The sequence below is a fragment of the Achromobacter sp. SD115 genome (assembly GCF_017355315.1).
GTDB lineage: Bacteria > Pseudomonadota > Gammaproteobacteria > Burkholderiales > Burkholderiaceae_B > Achromobacter > Achromobacter xylosoxidans_B.
On the sequence record NZ_JADIJM010000007.1, the window covers coordinates 1 to 15,651 of the forward strand.

Genomic DNA, 15,651 nt, shown 5'->3' on the forward strand with positions numbered 1-15,651 from the left:
TTACTGCGACCCGCCGCGCCGGAACACGACCGGCAGCGCCATGAAGAAAATGATGACGAAGAGCGCCAGGCTCCACAAGGCGTATTCGATGCCCAGCACCGGCACCTTGGCGTCCATGCAGGTGGCAAAGATGCCGAACAGCGACGGCACGGCGCTTTCCAGCCCGATGCCGGTCATGAAGCGGTCGGCGAAGGTCTGGTCGCAGGAGAGCATGTTGGCGGCCACGCTGTACTGGTACCAGGCGGCGGCAATGCCACTCAGGGACAGCAGCGCGGTGAGCGCGCCGCACAGGCGCGTCAGGACGCGTCCGCCGCCGAATCCGCCGACCAGCGCGACGACGCCGATCACCAGGTAGATCAGGCGCTGCATGACGCACCAGGCGCAGGGCGGCATGTCGAAGACGTGCTGGGAAACCAGGGCGAGGCCGACGGCGCCGAAGCAGAAGAGGGCGATCAGGCGGAGCAGGCGTTCTGAGCGAGAAGTCATTGTTGCTTTGCAAGGGTTGGAAAAGGGGCCGGACGCGGCGTCCGGCCAGGCTTAGGCCTTGGGAATCGGAATTGGTTGCATCACTTGCTGCAGCACGCCCAGCAGCAGTTCGCGCGAGCCTTCCCAGAAGATCTGCACGCCCAGGCACAGCATGATGAAGGCCGACAGGCGCATGAACACGGCGGTGCCATTGTCGCCCAGGCGGTGCAGCATCTGCGCGGCAAAGCGCAGGCAGATGTAGAGCGTCACCGACACGACGATGATGCCCGGGATGGAGCCGCCCAGGCGCACCAGGCTCAGCACGTGGTTCTGGTCGCGCAGCGACACCCCCACGGTGATGGCCGCGGCGATGGAGCCGGGGCCGCAACTGATGGGAAAGGTCAGGGGATAGAACGCCCGGGCCTTGGCCATTTCGGGGGTGAAGGACTCGGCCATGCGCGCCACGCGCTCGGTGTCGGCGTCGGGCGAATTCACCAGCCGCCAGGCGCTGGCGATCACCAGCATGCCGCCGCCGACCCGCACGATGGACAGGGAAATGCCGAAGAAACTGAGCAGCACGTTGCCCGCCACCATGGCCACGATCAGCATCAGGCAGACATTGATGGCCACGCGCTTGGCCAGCACCATGCGGGTGGAAGACGAAGCGCCTTCGGTCAGCGACAGGAAAATCGGCGCGATCGCGGGCGGATTCAGGAACGGCAGCAGGGTGGCCAGCGCGAAAAAGAAGCTGGTGCCGAAAACGCGCAGATAATCGTTTAGCTCCATGGGGAGGGTATCGCCTGGCCGAAAACCGGGATTGTATGCGGTCCCGGCGGCGCTGGCGATGCCGGGGGCCTGCCGCGCTCAGGCGGCGCGCTGCTGGGTTTCCTCGCCCGCCAGGGCGTCCAGGATGTCGCGCTCGAACTGCATCTGGCTGCGCGGGCGCGCCAGCGTCGATCCATCCACGATGAACACGTCCTCGACGCGATCGCCCAGCGTCATGATCTTGGCCATCAGCAGGTTCACCTCGTGACGGGCGAAGACGCGTGCCAGGGCGTGCAGCAGGCCGGGACGGTCGGTCGCGGTTACGGACAGGCGCCAGGAGGTGCTGCGCTCGTCGGGCTGCAATTCGGCCTGCGGCATGACCGGGAACACGCGCGACACGCGCGACTGACGGCCCCGCCCGTAGTAGCCGCCGCGGACGGGCTGCTGCTGGGCGGCGGCGTGCGGGTCTTTCAGGCGTTCGGCGAGTTCATGTTCGACCAGGGTGGCCTGCGCTCGCAGGTCGCTGGCGCCTTCCGGCAGCAGCACGATGAAGCTGTCCAGCGCCCAGCCGTGGCGCGTGGTGTGGATGCGGGCATCCTGAATGGAAAGCGACTTGGCGTCGAAATAGCCGCAAATCGCCACGAACAGGTCGGGCGCGTCGCGGGTGTACACCATGACCTGCAGGCTTTCCCCTTGTTCGATGGGGCGGGCCTTGACCACCGCCTGGGCTGGAGCGACCTGGTGGTACAGATGGCGCGTGTGCCAGGCGATGTCCGAGGCGTCGTGGCGCAGGAAGTACGCCACGTCGAGCTGGTTCCAGAAGGCTTCGCGGGCGTCGTCGCGCAGGCCGGCCAGGCGGGTCAGGCGGGCAGCCTCTTCCTTGCGTTCGGTCAGGACGGTGTGGGCGTCGGCATGGGCGCCGCCCAGCGCGGCCAGCGTCAGCTTGTACAGGTCTTCCAGCAGTTTGCCCTTCCAGGCGTTCCAGACCTTGGGGCTGGTGCCGCGGATATCGGCCACCGTCAGCAGATACAGAGCGGTCAGGTGGCGCTCGTCCTGCACGGTGGCGGCGAAGTCCTGCACCACGGCCGGGTCGGACAGGTCGCGCTTCTGCGCCACGGCTGACATCAGCAGGTGCTGGCGGACCAGGAATTCCACCAGCTTGGTGTCCTCGGGCTCCATGCCGTGGTCTTGCGCAAACTTGCGCACCTCGCGCGCCCCGAGTTCGGAATGGTCGCCGCCGCGGCCCTTGGCGATGTCGTGGAACAGCGCCGCCACATACAGCAGCCAGTGCCGGTCCAGGCTGGCGATCAGCTGGCTGGCCAGCGGATACTCCTGGGCGTGTTCGGGCATGGTGAAGCGGCGCAGGTTGCGCACCACCGCCAGCGTGTGCTGGTCCACCGTGTAGGCGTGGAACAGGTCATGCTGCATCTGGCCGACGATGCGGCGGAACACCGGCAGGTAGCGCGGCAGGATGTTCAGCATGGTCATGCGCCGCAGTTCGTGCACGATGCCGCGCGGCTGCTGCAGGATCTGCAGGAACAGCTTGCGGTTGACCGGGTTGCGGCGGAACTGGGCGTCGATGCGGTGGCGCGAATGCCAGATGGCGCGCAGCGTCCGCGCCGACATGCCGGTCAGTTCCGGATGTTGCTGCATCACCAGGAAGGCGCGCAGCAGCAGGGTGGGATTGCGTTCGAAGCCGTCGTCGCGAATGATGTCCAGGCGGTCGCGCAGATTGCGGAAATCGTCGTCGATATCGCGCGCGTCGCTGTCGGGGCGCGGGAACAGGCGTTCCTCGATGTTCTGCACCAGGATGCCGTTCAACTGCGTCACCAGCCGTGCCGCCCAGTAGTAGCGCTGCATCAGCAACTCGCTGCCGCGGCGGGTGGCGGTGGCATGGATGCCATAGACCTCGGCCAGGGCCGGTTGCAGGTCGAACAGCACGCGGTCCTCGCGCCGGTTCGCCAGCAGGTGCAATTCGATGCGCAGACGCTTGAAAGCCTGTTCGGCTTTGCGCAGGTCGCGCGCTTCCGATGAGGTCAGCAGGCCGGCCTGCGCCACGGAACGCCAACTGTTGCCGAAGCCCGCCGCGCGCGCCATCCACAGGATGACCTGCAGGTCGCGCAGGCCGCCGGGGGATTCCTTGCAATTCGGTTCCAGCGCGTAAGGCGTGTCGTGGTAGCGGGCGTGGCGCTGCTGCATTTCGACCCGCTTGGCGCGGAAGAAAGCACGGGGGTCCAGGCGGGACTTGGTCGCGGCTTCGAATTGCTTCATCAGCGTGCGGCTGCCGGCCAGCCAGCGGGACTCCAGCAAGGCCGTTTCCACGGTGATGTCGGCGTCGGCCTCGCGTTCGCAGTCCTCGATGGTGCGCACGCTGTGGCCGGGCTCCAGGCCCAGGTCCCAGAGCGACGCCACCAGCTTTTCGATGGCCGACTCATCGTCGGGCGTGGGGGCGTGTGGCAGCAGGATCAGCAGGTCGACATCGGAATGCGGGTAAAGCTCGCCGCGGCCATAGCCGCCCACCGCCGCCAGCGTGGCGCCGGCAGGCAGCGGGCAGTGCTTGACCAGGTCGCGCAGCGCGGCGTCGACAATGCGGCGCTGCTCCGACAGCAGGGTGTCCGGCCGCAGGTGCGTGCGGAACTCCGCCACCGCGGCCCGCCGGGCTTCCTGGATGCGTTCGCGCAGGGCGCTGAGGGATGCGGCGGTCATGATGGCTGGAGCAGGTGCGTCAGAGCGCGGGGATGACGAGGGGTTCGGTAATGAAGGCCGGCGGCTGGGGCATACCCGGCGACAGGGTCAGCACTTCGTAGCCGGTTTCGGTGACACAGACAGCATGCTCCCATTGCGCCGACAGGCTGTGGTCGCGGGTGACCACCGTCCAGCCGTCGGACAACTGACGGATCTCGCGGCGTCCGGCGTTGATCATGGGCTCGATGGTGAACAGCATGCCGGTCGTCAACTTCACGCCGGTACCCGGTTTGCCATAGTGCAGCACCTGCGGGTCTTCATGGAAGCGCTGGCCGATGCCGTGGCCGCAGAACTCGCGCACCACCGAAAAGCCATTGGCCTCGGCATGCTTCTGGATCGCGTTGCCGATGTCGCCCAACGTGGCCCCGTTTTTCACCTGCTGGATGCCTTTCCACATGCATTCGAAGGTAATCTCTGTCAGCCGGCGCGACAATATGGACTGTTCGCCCACCGCGTACATGCGGCTGGTGTCGCCGAACCAGCCATCCTTGATGATGGTGACGTCGATGTTCAGCGAGTCCCCGTTTTTCAGTACCTTGTCGCCCGGGATGCCGTGGCAGACCTGGTGGTTGACCGAAGTACAGATGGCGCCGGGGAAGGGCGGGTAGCCGGGGGGCGCATAGCCCACGGTGGCGGACTTCACGCCCAGCTCATCGGTCAGGTAATCCAGGCAGAGACGGTCCAATTCCCCGGTGGTGACCCCAGGCTTGACATAAGGGGTGATGAAATCGAGGACTTTGGCCGCGTCCTGGCAGGCGGCGCGCATCTTGGCCAAGTCGGCCTGATTGGTAATAGTGCCCATGAAGTCGCTTCGCGATGTCTCGCTTGAATGTCTGCTTGAAAGAATAGTAGAATTATAGGCTTCCCTAAAATTTTGGGGAGCAATCGGGTTACGGCAAAGGCTGAATCCGGCGGGTGTTGGCAGCGGCTTGGTCGCAGGTCAGGTACACCCGGCAGGCACTAGCGGCGGTCCATTCATAGTGATCGGCGGCAGGCCCTGAAGTTTCACCGCAAGCGAAGGTTGTGGAGCGAAATCGGGCAGGTCGCGGGTTTTACGAGCGGGGCGCTTGCTGGAAGCAAGCCGGGCTGGGCGTGGTCGGCGGCGATGCGGATGCTGGCGCAAGCTGGGACGCGGCGTGCTTGTAAGCCCGGTCATGTTTTAGAGCGGCGATGCAGGCTCAGGGTTTGGACTCGGTATGGATGTCGGCTTAAGTTCTTGAAAACGTTCGCGTTTTCTTAAGAAATGCCCCGATGGTCTGATGCGCGGTCGAACTGAAGCCAGGGCGTAAAACCCCACGCTTGAACGCGAAGAGCTGGATTTTCCAGAGCTGGATTTCGCCGCCAACAAAACAGGTCCGGGTGCGCTTTCGGGAAACCGCCGGAAACTTCCAGGAAATTCCTGGTGGGTCTGGACAAGCGCCTGCAAGCATGCGGTGCAAGGCTCTTGGTCGTGGCGGCCGTCTGGGTTTATCGCGGCAGCGTAGTAGAAGGCGCCCCAGGCGTCGTAGTTATTGCGGCAGTGATCGGTCGGCCCGGTTAAAATTTTGTCATCCCGCATTTGCGGGAAATCGCGCGCAACACCACCCAGGGTGTCAGCCAGAGGCTGATGCAGGTGCGGCGCAAGAAATCAACCCTTGGAGAAAGTTATGTCTTTGATGCGCGAAATGCTGGAAGCGGGTGTCCACTTCGGTCACCAGACCCGCTACTGGAACCCCAAGATGGCCCCCTATATCTTCGGCCATCGCAACAAGATTCACATCATCAACCTCGAAAAGACGGTTGATAAGTACCAGGAAGCCACCAAGTTCGTGAAGCAGCTGGCTGCTCGCGGCGGCAACATCCTGTTCGTCGGCACCAAGCGCGCTGCGCGCGAGCTGGTCGCCACCGAAGCCGCCCGTTGCGGCATGCCCTTCGTCGACGCCCGCTGGCTCGGCGGCATGCTGACCAACTTCAAGACGGTCAAGACCTCGGTCAAGCGCCTGAAGGACATGGAAGTCGTGGTCGCCGAAGGCGGCGCCGAGCGCATGATCAAGAAGGAAGGCCTGCTGTTCCAACGCGAACTGGACAAGCTGAACAAGTCGATCGGCGGCATCAAGGACATGAACGGTCTGCCTGACGCCATTTTCGTGATCGACGTCGGCTACCACAAGATCGCCATCGCCGAAGCCAAGACGCTGGGCATCCCCGTGGTCGCCGTGGTTGACACCAACCACTCGCCCGACGGCATCGACTACGTCATCCCCGGCAACGACGACTCGGCCAAGGCCATCGCGCTGTACGCCAAGGGCATCGCCGACGCTGTGCTGGAAGGCCGCGAACAGAACCTGAACGGTCTGGTCGAAGAGCTGGGCGAAGGCCAGGAAGAGTTCGTCGAAGTGCAGGACAACCAGGCCTAAGCCTATTGTCATGTCCGGCGGTTAGCGTCTGGGAGCGGTTCCGAATGCGGGTCCGCTCCCGCCTCGCCGGCAATGCGAAGGTGGGCTCCCATCTTCCTGATCCGCTAGTCGCGGATGTCCCATCGAATCAAACCACTGTCCCGGCTTGCCGGGGCATGTTCTAGCAAATTGGAGCAAACATGGCTGAAATTACCGCTGCCCTGGTCAAGGAACTGCGCGAAAAGACCGACGCCCCCATGATGGAGTGCAAGAAGGCCTTGACGGAAGCCGAGGGCGACCTGGCCCGCGCCGAGGAAATCCTGCGCGTCAAGCTGGGCAACAAGGCCAGCAAGGCTGCCGCCCGCGTCACCGCTGAAGGCCTGATCGGTCTGTTCATCTCCGCCGACGCCAAGAAGGGCGCCGTCATCGAAATCAACTGCGAAACCGACTTCGTCGCCAAGAACGACGACTTCGTCGGCTTCGTGAACAAGCTGGCCGAACTGGTTGCCACGCAGAACCCCGCCACGGTGGAAGCCCTGTCGGCGCTGCCCTACGGCGACGGCACGGTCGAAACCACCCGCACCGCCCTGATCGGCAAGATCGGCGAAAACATCTCGATCCGCCGCTTCGAGCGCATCGAGACCCCGAACGCGCTGGCCAGCTACGTGCACGGCGGCAAGATCGGCGTGCTGGTCGAATACACCGGCGCGGAAGAAGTGGGCAAGGACCTGGCGATGCACATCGCCGCCACCAAGCCCAAGGCGCTGAACGCCGACGGCGTGAACCCCGCCGACATCGCCGCCGAACGCTCGGTCGCCGAACAGAAGGCCGCCGAATCCGGCAAGCCGGCTGAAATCGTCGCCAAGATGGTCGAAGGCTCGGTCGCGAAGTTCCTGAAGGAAGTCACCCTGCTGTCGCAGCCGTTCGTCAAGAGCGACAAGCACAGCGTTGAGCAGATGCTCAAGGAAAAGGGCGCTTCGATCAGCAAGTTCGTGCTGTTCGTTGTCGGCGAAGGTATCGAGAAGAAGACCAGCGATTTCGCCGCTGAGGTCGCCGCCGCCGCCGCTGGCCGCGCCTGACCCCAGGGTAGTGCTTAAGGGCCGGCGCTAGATTAAATTCTAGTCCGGCCTATTTCTTGTCTTACACTTTCGTCGGATTGTTCTTCGGGATATCACCTATGAGCAGCAGAGCATACAAACGGGTTCTTCTCAAACTTTCCGGCGAGGCGCTGATGGGCGACGATGCATTCGGCATCAACCGCTCCACCATCGTCCGCATGACCGATGAGGTCGCCGAAGTCGCCGCCACGGGCGTCGAATTGGCCATCGTCATCGGCGGAGGCAATATTTTCCGTGGCGTCGCCCCGGGCGCGCAGGGCATGGACCGCGCGACCGCCGACTACATGGGCATGATGGCCACCATCATGAACGCGCTTGCGCTGCAAGATGCGCTCAAGCACAAGGGTGTCGACACCCGCGTGCAATCGGCCTTGAACATCGACCAGGTCGTCGAACCGTATATCCGCCCGAAGGCGCTGCGCTACCTCGAAGAGGGCAAGGTCGTCATCTTCGCGGCAGGCACCGGCAACCCCTTCTTCACCACGGACACGGCCGCTGCGTTGCGCGGCGCCGAGATCGGGGCGGAGATCGTGCTGAAGGCCACCAAGGTCGACGGCATCTACAGCGCGGATCCCAACAAGGATCCCACCGCCACGCGTTACTCGCGCATCAGCTTCGACGAAGCGATCGTCCGCCGGCTGGAAGTCATGGACGCCACGGCCTTTGCGCTGTGCCGTGACCAGAAGCTGCCGATCAAAGTGTTTTCGATCAATAAGTCCGGCGCCCTCAAGCGGGTCGTCAGCGGCGAAGACGAAGGCACCTTGGTACACGTCTAAAGAAAAGGAAACGCCATGAGCGTCGCAGAAATCCGCAAATCCGCCGAAGCCAGGATGGCCAAGTCGCTTGACACGCTCAAGACCAACCTGGCCAAGATCCGCACGGGCCGCGCCCATACCGGCATCCTGGACCACGTGCAGGTCGAGTACTACGGTTCGCCCGTGCCGATCAGCCAGGTCGGCAACGTGAACCTCGTGGACGCGCGCACCATCAGCGTGCAGCCCTACGAGAAGAGCATGGCCGCCGCCATTGAAAAGGCGATCCGCGAATCGGACCTGGGCCTGAACCCCATGTCGATGGGCGACACCATCCGCGTGCCGATGCCCGCCCTGACCGAAGAGCGCCGCCGCGACCTGACCAAGGTGGTCCGTAGCGAAGGCGAGGACGCCAAGGTGGCCGTGCGCAACCTGCGCCGCGAAGCCAATGAAGCGCTGAAGAAGCTGGTCAAGGACAAGGAAATCTCCGAGGACGACGAGCGTCGTTCGCAGGATGACGTCCAGAAGCTGACCGACCGTAGCGTGGCCGAGATCGACAAGATGGTCACGCAAAAAGAAGCGGAAATCATGACCGTATAATTCCTGGATGCCGCCAGGGTGATAGGCTAGGCCGTATCGCCCTGGCGACCAGGATTTCCTGCCTGAGCGCCGTCCTGTCCATTGATCCGCAGCGTTGCTGCGTAGCGATGGAACGACGGCGCAGGCTTTTCTTCACGTAATTCCGTTTTCGCCGTCTCATCGCGCGCAGCTCCAGACCAATGGCAACCAGTTCGACCCAGGCGGTTCCCACCACTCGCGACATTCCCGAGCATGTGGCCATCATCATGGATGGCAATGGCCGGTGGGCGACGAGGCGGCTGCTGCCGCGCACCGCGGGCCATGCCAAGGGCGTGCAGGCGGTGCGGCGCGTCGTCGAGGCCTGCGGCCGCGCCGGCGTGCGCTATCTGACGTTGTTCGCCTTCAGTTCCGAGAACTGGCGCCGTCCCGCCGAGGAAGTGTCGCTGCTGATGCGCCTGTTCGTGCAGGCGCTGGAGCGCGAGATCGGCAAGCTGGACGAGCAGGGCGTGCGCCTGCACGTCATTGGCGATCTGTCCGCCTTCGAGCCCCGCCTGCAAGAGCTGATTTTCGCCGCTCAGCAACGCACGGCGCACAACGACCGCCTGCATCTGACGGTCGCCGCCAACTATGGCGGGCGCTGGGACATCCTGCAGGCCACCCGCGCCATGCTGGCTGCCGAACCGGCTTTGGCCTCGCAACCCCAGCTGGTGGACGAGGAACGCCTGTCCCGCCACCTTTCCATGTCCTGGGCCCCCGAGCCCGACCTGTTCATCCGCACCGGCGGCGAACAGCGCATTTCCAATTTCCTGATCTGGCAGATGGCTTACGCGGAGTTCTACTTCACGGACCGCTACTGGCCGGACTTCGGCGCCGCCGAACTCGCGGCCGCCTTTGACTGGTATCGCACGCGCGAGCGCCGTTTCGGCCGCACCAGCGCGCAACTCAGCGAAGACGGCGCGCAGTAAACGGACGACCTGCGCGTCTTGCCAGAGCTGTACACGAGGAGACCGTCATATGTTGGGCCAGCGTATCGTTACCGCAGTCATTCTGTTGGCTGTTCTGGCGGCTGCCATGATGAGCGCGAACCCCTGGTGGTTCGTCGCCTTGTTGGCGCTGGCCGCCGCCTGCGCCAATTGGGAGTGGCTGCGCCTGACGCTGCCGCAACCGCCATCCCCCCTTATCGCCGTCGGCGTTGCCGTCCTGTTGTTCGCAGGCATGCTGGCCTTGACCTCTGCCTGGCTGGCGGGTGGCGGCACGGGCATCGCCGATCCCGCCTGGGTGTTGCGCTATCTGGTGCCGGCAGTGGCGGCGGTCTGGCTGTTCGGCGGTCTGGCGGCGGTCATCCGCGGCCGCTCCGACGCGCCTCCCGCCAGCCTGGGCTGGTCGGCTTTCTCCGTGCCTGCCGCATTCGCCGCCTGGGCCGTGCTGGCGCAGATGTTCGTGGCCCATGGCGCCGGTTTCGTGGTGTCGCTGCTGGCGCTGGTCTGGGTCGCGGATATCGCCGCCTATTTTGCCGGCAGGGCGTTCGGCAAGCGTAAACTGGCGCCGCGGGTCAGTCCGGGCAAGACGATCGCGGGCGCGGTCGCCGGCGTCCTGGGCGCGGTGGTCTGGATCGGTCTTTCCAGTCTCTGGGAGGGCACTTACGGCCACGCGCTGGTCGAGCGCTGGAGCTTCTGGCTGGCCCTGCCCATCGCTGCGCTGCTGGGCGTGGTGTCGATCGTGGGAGACCTGTTCGAGTCGCTGCTCAAGCGGCGCGCCGGCCGCAAGGATTCCAGCACGCTGCTGCCTGGTCACGGTGGGGTCTATGACCGCATCGACGCGATTCTTCCGGTCGCGCCGTTTGCGCTACTTTTGTCTGGAGTGTTGTTTTGACGGCTTTTCAACGCGTCGTCGTGCTGGGATCGACCGGTTCGATCGGTGAAAGCACGCTGGATGTGATCGCCCGCCACCCCGAGCGGCTGGCGGTGTATGCCTTGTCGGCCTACAGCCAGATGGCGCGCCTGGCGGAGCAGGCGCAGGCCAGCCGCGCAGCAGTCGTGGTGGTGCCCGACGCGGCGGCCCGCAAGAAGTTCGTCGCGGCCTGGGCGGGCGGGCGGCCCATGCCGGAGATCCGGGTGGGCGCGCAGGCCTTGGCGGATACCGCCGCCGATCCCCAATGCGACTCGGTCATGGCGGCCATCGTAGGCGCCGCGGGCCTGCCCGCCGCCCTGGCGGCCGCCCGCAGCGGCAAGCGCGTGCTGCTGGCCAACAAGGAAGCGCTGGTGGCGGCCGGCTCGCTCTTCATGCAGGCCATACGCGATAACGGCGCCGAACTGCTGCCTATCGACAGCGAACATAACGCTATTTTCCAGTGTCTGCCCCATGGTGGGCGCGCCCTCGCGCCGCAAAGTCCCGCGCCTGGCGTGCGCCGCCTGCTCCTGACCGCTTCCGGCGGTCCTTTCCGCGGGCGTGACCTGGAAGATCTGCACGAAGTGACCCCGGCCCAGGCCTGCGCTCACCCCAACTGGAGCATGGGCCGCAAGATTTCGGTGGATTCCGCCACCATGCTCAACAAGGGCCTCGAGGTGATCGAGGCCCATTGGCTGTTCGCCATGCCCGCCGATCGTATCGAAGTGGTGGTGCACCCTCAAAGCGTGGTGCATTCCATGGTGGAGTACGACGACGGGTCCGTGTTGGCGCAGCTCGGCCAGCCGGACATGCGCACCCCCATCGCCTACGGCCTGGGATTTCCTGAACGCCTGGACAGTGGCGTCGGTCCGCTGGATCTGACTCGCCTGGGGCGGCTGGACTTCGAGAAGCCCGATCTGGCGCGCTTCCCGTGTCTGGCGCATTCCTTCGCGGCGCTGCGTGCCGGGCAGGGTGCCTGCGTGACCCTGAATGCCGCCAACGAGATCGCCGTGGAGGCTTTCCTGGGCGGACGCCTGCCATACACCTGGATTCCGCGGGTTATCGAGGCTTCCCTGGAGTGGCAGGCGCGGCAAGCATCTGTTACGCTCAACAGTCTTGACGATGTGCTCGCGCTTGACTCTGACGCGCGCGTCTTCGCGGGCAGCCTGGGCCTGGCCTGATGCAGGCCATCGTCCGCCGGCCCCTGATTTTCTAGATTTCTCCGACCCCGATGCTTTTCACCCTGTTGGCCTTTGCGGTTGCGCTTGGCTCCCTGATCATCTTCCATGAACTGGGGCACTATTGGGTGGCCCGCCTGTGCGGCGTGAAGGTGTTGCGCTTTTCGGTGGGCTTCGGCAAGGTCATCCTGCGTCGCACCGACCGCCACGGCACGGAATGGGCCGTTTCGGCCTTGCCGCTGGGCGGCTACGTCAAGATGCAGGACGATCCCCCCGCTGGCGCGAGCCCGGCGGAAGTGGCCGGCGCCTTCAATAGCAAGCCCGTGAGCCAACGCATCGCCATCGTGGCCGCTGGCCCCATTTTCAACCTGATACTCGCGGTGTTCCTGTACGCAGGCCTGAACATGGCCGGCACCGAGGAGCCCGTGGCCGTCATCGCCCAGCCCGCCGCCGGCACGCCGGCGGCGCAGGCGGGCCTGCTCTCAGGCGACCACATCCTTGCCATCGATGGCGAAGAGATTGCCTCCTGGTCCGACGCGCGCTGGCGCCTGATGGACGTCATGGCCACCGGCGGCAGCGCCCGGATCGAGGTCAAAACCCCTGCGGGCGCGGTGCAGCAGCGCGAACTGGTTCTGCCGTCCAACACCATGGATCCGGCCGGCGGCGACCCCTTGGCCGCGGCCGGCGTGCGGCTGGCCCAGCCCAAGCCCGCGGTGCGCGTCGTCAACGACGGCGGCGAAGGGCAGGCGGCCGGCCTGCGCGCAGGCGACCTGGTTCTGGCTGTGAATGGCGTACCCACGCCGGACACCGGAACCCTGGTCCGCCAGATCCAGGAAAGCGCGGGCCAGACCCTGGCGCTGACGCTGGCACGCGACGGCGCCAACATTTCGCTGAACGTCACGCCGCGCGCCGAAACCGTCAACGGCCAGCAGATCGGCCGGCTGGGAGTCCAGCTGGGTGGCGACATCCCCATGGTGACCGTGCGCTATGGCGTGTTCGAGAGCTTGTGGAAAGGCGCGGTCCGGACCTGGGACACCGCCTGGTTCTCGCTGCGCATGATGGGCCGCATGGTGACGGGCGACGTTTCCTGGCGCAATGTCAGCGGTCCCGTGACCATCGCGGATTACGCCGGCCAGACCGCCAGAATCGGAATTGTTGCGTATATCGCCTATATCGCCTTGATCAGCATCAGCCTGGGCGTACTAAATTTGCTGCCTATTCCCATGCTGGACGGTGGCCATCTGCTGTACTATCTCGTCGAAATTGTGCGGGGTAGCCCGCCGCCAGCTAGGTGGATCGATATCGGACAGCGCGCCGGCATAGGTTTATTGGCAAGCCTGATGGGGCTTGCGCTGTTCAATGATTTCACGCGTTTGTTCACTTGAACGCGATTTAGCATAAAATCCCCCGCCATTTGCACGACCGAGGATACTCAAGGATGTCTTTTCGCCGGATGTTTCATCACAAAAAGGGTGTACTGCCGGGTTTGATCGCCGCACTGCTGGTTCCGGCCATCGCCCACGCCTTCGACCCTTTTGTCGTGCGGGATATCCGCGTAGAGGGTATTCAACGGACTGACGCCGGCACCGTCTTCGGCTATCTCCCCGTCAAAGTGGGCGAAAAGTTCACCGAAGAAGAAGCCACCGAAGCCATCCGCCGCTTGTACGGCACCGGCTTCTTCACCGACGTGCAGATCCAGACGGACAACAATGTCGTCGTGGTGGTCGTGCAGGAACGTCCCACGATCGCGTCGGTGAACTTCAATGGCATGCGCGAGTTCGACTCCAAGGCCATTACCACCTCGCTGGCGCAAGTGGGCTTCGCCGAAGGCCGCATCTTCGACCGCTCCATGCTCGAGCGCGCCGAATACGAACTGAAGCAGCAGTACCTGTCCAAGGGCAAGTACGGCATCGAAGTGACTTCCACCGTGACCCCGCTGCCCCGCAACCGCGTGGGCGTGAGCTTCGACGTGTTCGAAGGCTCGGTCGCGCGCATCCAGGAAATCCGCTTCGTCGGCAACAAGGCCTTCTCCGAAAGCGATCTGCTCGACGAATTCAAGCTGACCACGCCGGGCTGGCTGACCTGGTACACGGATACCGACAAGTACTCGCGTGAAAAGCTCGAGGGCGACCTGGAGCGCCTGCGCTCGTTCTACCTGGATCAGGGCTATCTGGAGTTTTCGGTCGAGCCGCCCCAGGTCACGATTTCGCCGGACCGCAAGGACATCCGCATCACGATTACCGTCCACGAAGGCGAGCCCTACAAGGTGCGCAGCGTGAAGCTGGCCGGCAATCTGCTGGGCCTGGACAAGGAAATCAACGCGCTGGTCGAAATCAAGCCGGAAGAGACCTTCTCGGCCGCCAAGGCCAACGGCTCGGCCAAGGCCATTACCGACTACCTGGGCGAACTGGGCTATGCCTTCGCCAACGTCAACCCGAATCCGCAGCTGGACCGCGCCAAGCATGAGGCCGACCTGACGTTCTACGTTGACCCCAGCCGCCGCGTGTACGTGCGCCGCATCCAGATCGGCGGTAATACCCGCACGCGCGACGAAGTCGTGCGCCGCGAAATGCGCCAGCAGGAAGCCGCCTGGTACGACGCCAAGGACATCAAGACCTCGCGCGACCGCGTCGACCGCCTGGGCTATTTCAGCGACGTCAACGTCAAGACCGATCCGGTCCCGGGCTCTCCCGACCAGGTCGACGTCAACGTCGACGTCAAGGAAAAGCCTACCGGCATGATCAACCTGGGCGTGGGTTATGGCTCGTCCGAAAAGGCCATTCTGTCGGCCGGCATCAGCGAAGACAACGTCTTCGGCAGCGGCACCAACCTGACCCTGCAGCTGAACACCAGCAAGACCAACCGCGCCATCGTGCTGTCGCACACCGATCCGTACTGGACCAAGGACGGCATCAGCCGCACCACGTCCGCCTACTATCGCGTGACCGAGCCCTGGAACAACAACGACGGCGACTACCGCGTCAAGGCCATGGGCCTGGGCATGAACTTCGGCGTGCCGATCTCGGAATATGACCGCATCATGCTGGGCGCGAACGTCGAACGCAACCAGATCGACCTGTTCAACAACTCGCCGGCGGCCTATGAGAAGTTCGTCAGGGACTACGGCGATGCGACCAACTCGGTGATCTTCACCACCGGTTGGACCAAGGACACGCGCGACAGCGGTCTGGCGCCGACCAAGGGCGGCTACACCCGCCTGAAGGCCGATCTGTCGACCATCGATCTGCAGTACACGATGTTGACGGCGCAGCAGCAGTACTTCGTACCGCTGGGCGGCTCCTATACCCTGGCCTTGAACGGCATGGTCGATTGGGGGCAGGGCTACGGCAGCAAGGATTACCCGATCATCAAGAACGTCTATGCCGGCGGTATCGGCACGGTGCGCGGCTACGAGGGCTCGTCCCTGGGGCCGCGCGATTCGAAGACGGGCGACTACCTGGGCGGCACGCGGCGCGTCATCGCAAACGCGCAGCTCTACCTGCCGTTCCCGGGCGCGTCGAAGGACCGCACGCTGCGCTGGTTCATTTTCTCTGACGCCGGCCAGGTATCGGCGGGCAGCGGCCAAAGCTGCACCGGCGGCAAGCCCGGCAGCGAGGTCGAGGATCCTTGCGGCTGGAGGTTCTCGGCCGGTATCGGCCTGTCGTGGCAGTCGCCGATGGGGCCGTTGCAGTTGTCCTACGCCCGTCCGCTCAATTCGAAGTCGGGCGACGACAAGCAGAGCTTCCAGTTCCAGATCGGAACGGGTTTCTAAACGCGCCGTTACGCT

General features: G+C 64.6%; 13 protein-coding genes. 9 read left to right on the top strand and 4 right to left on the bottom strand.

Translation table 11 applies throughout. The features are described 5' to 3' along the window. The 4 genes from IPU70_RS11775 to map form a co-directional block, all read right to left on the bottom strand. On the bottom strand, positions 1–486 hold the full coding sequence (locus tag IPU70_RS11775) for a disulfide bond formation protein B (RefSeq protein ID WP_207467470.1): 486 nt from the start codon (positions 484–486) through the stop codon (positions 1–3). Between the two features lie 51 nt (positions 487–537). Further along, a complete protein-coding gene (locus IPU70_RS11780; protein WP_013393435.1) occupies positions 538–1,251 on the bottom strand; it encodes a MarC family protein in 714 nt (237 codons plus the stop codon). 78 nt (positions 1,252–1,329) lie between these two features. Next, positions 1,330–3,936 (bottom strand): [protein-PII] uridylyltransferase, encoded by a 2,607-nt coding sequence (locus IPU70_RS11785; protein WP_207467472.1) that lies wholly within the window; start codon positions 3,934–3,936, stop codon positions 1,330–1,332. A gap of 19 nt (positions 3,937–3,955) precedes the next feature. Then, on the bottom strand, positions 3,956–4,777 hold the full coding sequence (gene map, locus IPU70_RS11790; protein ID WP_207467474.1) for a type I methionyl aminopeptidase: 822 nt from the start codon (positions 4,775–4,777) through the stop codon (positions 3,956–3,958). An 844-nt stretch (positions 4,778–5,621) separates the two neighbouring features. Here map and rpsB point away from each other — a divergent pair. From rpsB to bamA, 9 genes are all read left to right on the top strand, one after another. Next, positions 5,622–6,371 (top strand): 30S ribosomal protein S2, encoded by a 750-nt coding sequence (gene rpsB, locus IPU70_RS11795; protein WP_013393438.1) that lies wholly within the window; start codon positions 5,622–5,624, stop codon positions 6,369–6,371. Between the two features lie 179 nt (positions 6,372–6,550). Next, the gene (gene tsf / locus IPU70_RS11800) at positions 6,551–7,429 is read left to right on the top strand and encodes a translation elongation factor Ts (RefSeq protein WP_013393439.1); all 879 of its coding nucleotides are present in this window, start codon (positions 6,551–6,553) and stop codon (positions 7,427–7,429) included. Between the two features lie 98 nt (positions 7,430–7,527). Further along, the gene (gene pyrH, locus IPU70_RS11805; RefSeq protein ID WP_013393440.1) at positions 7,528–8,244 is read left to right on the top strand and encodes a UMP kinase; all 717 of its coding nucleotides are present in this window, start codon (positions 7,528–7,530) and stop codon (positions 8,242–8,244) included. Between the two features lie 15 nt (positions 8,245–8,259). Continuing rightward, complete coding sequence (frr, locus tag IPU70_RS11810; RefSeq protein ID WP_013393441.1) at positions 8,260–8,820, top strand: ribosome recycling factor; 561 nt, start codon at positions 8,260–8,262, stop codon at positions 8,818–8,820. A 179-nt stretch (positions 8,821–8,999) separates the two neighbouring features. Further along, the gene (gene uppS / locus IPU70_RS11815; RefSeq protein WP_207467476.1) at positions 9,000–9,764 is read left to right on the top strand and encodes a polyprenyl diphosphate synthase; all 765 of its coding nucleotides are present in this window, start codon (positions 9,000–9,002) and stop codon (positions 9,762–9,764) included. Positions 9,765–9,813: 49 nt separating this feature from the next. Further along, positions 9,814–10,671, top strand: a complete 858-nt coding sequence (locus IPU70_RS11820) for a phosphatidate cytidylyltransferase (protein ID WP_207467478.1) — start codon at positions 9,814–9,816, stop codon at positions 10,669–10,671. After that, complete coding sequence (locus IPU70_RS11825; protein WP_207467480.1) at positions 10,668–11,867, top strand: 1-deoxy-D-xylulose-5-phosphate reductoisomerase; 1,200 nt, start codon at positions 10,668–10,670, stop codon at positions 11,865–11,867. Before IPU70_RS11820 ends, IPU70_RS11825 begins: the two co-directional genes overlap by 4 nt. Positions 11,868–11,917: 50 nt before the next feature. Further along, on the top strand, positions 11,918–13,249 hold the full coding sequence (gene rseP / locus IPU70_RS11830; protein ID WP_207467482.1) for an RIP metalloprotease RseP: 1,332 nt from the start codon (positions 11,918–11,920) through the stop codon (positions 13,247–13,249). 53 nt (positions 13,250–13,302) lie between these two features. Next, entirely contained in the window at positions 13,303–15,636 is a 2,334-nt protein-coding gene (bamA, locus tag IPU70_RS11835; RefSeq protein ID WP_013393446.1) for an outer membrane protein assembly factor BamA, read from the top strand. Positions 15,637–15,651: the final 15 nt, after the last annotated feature.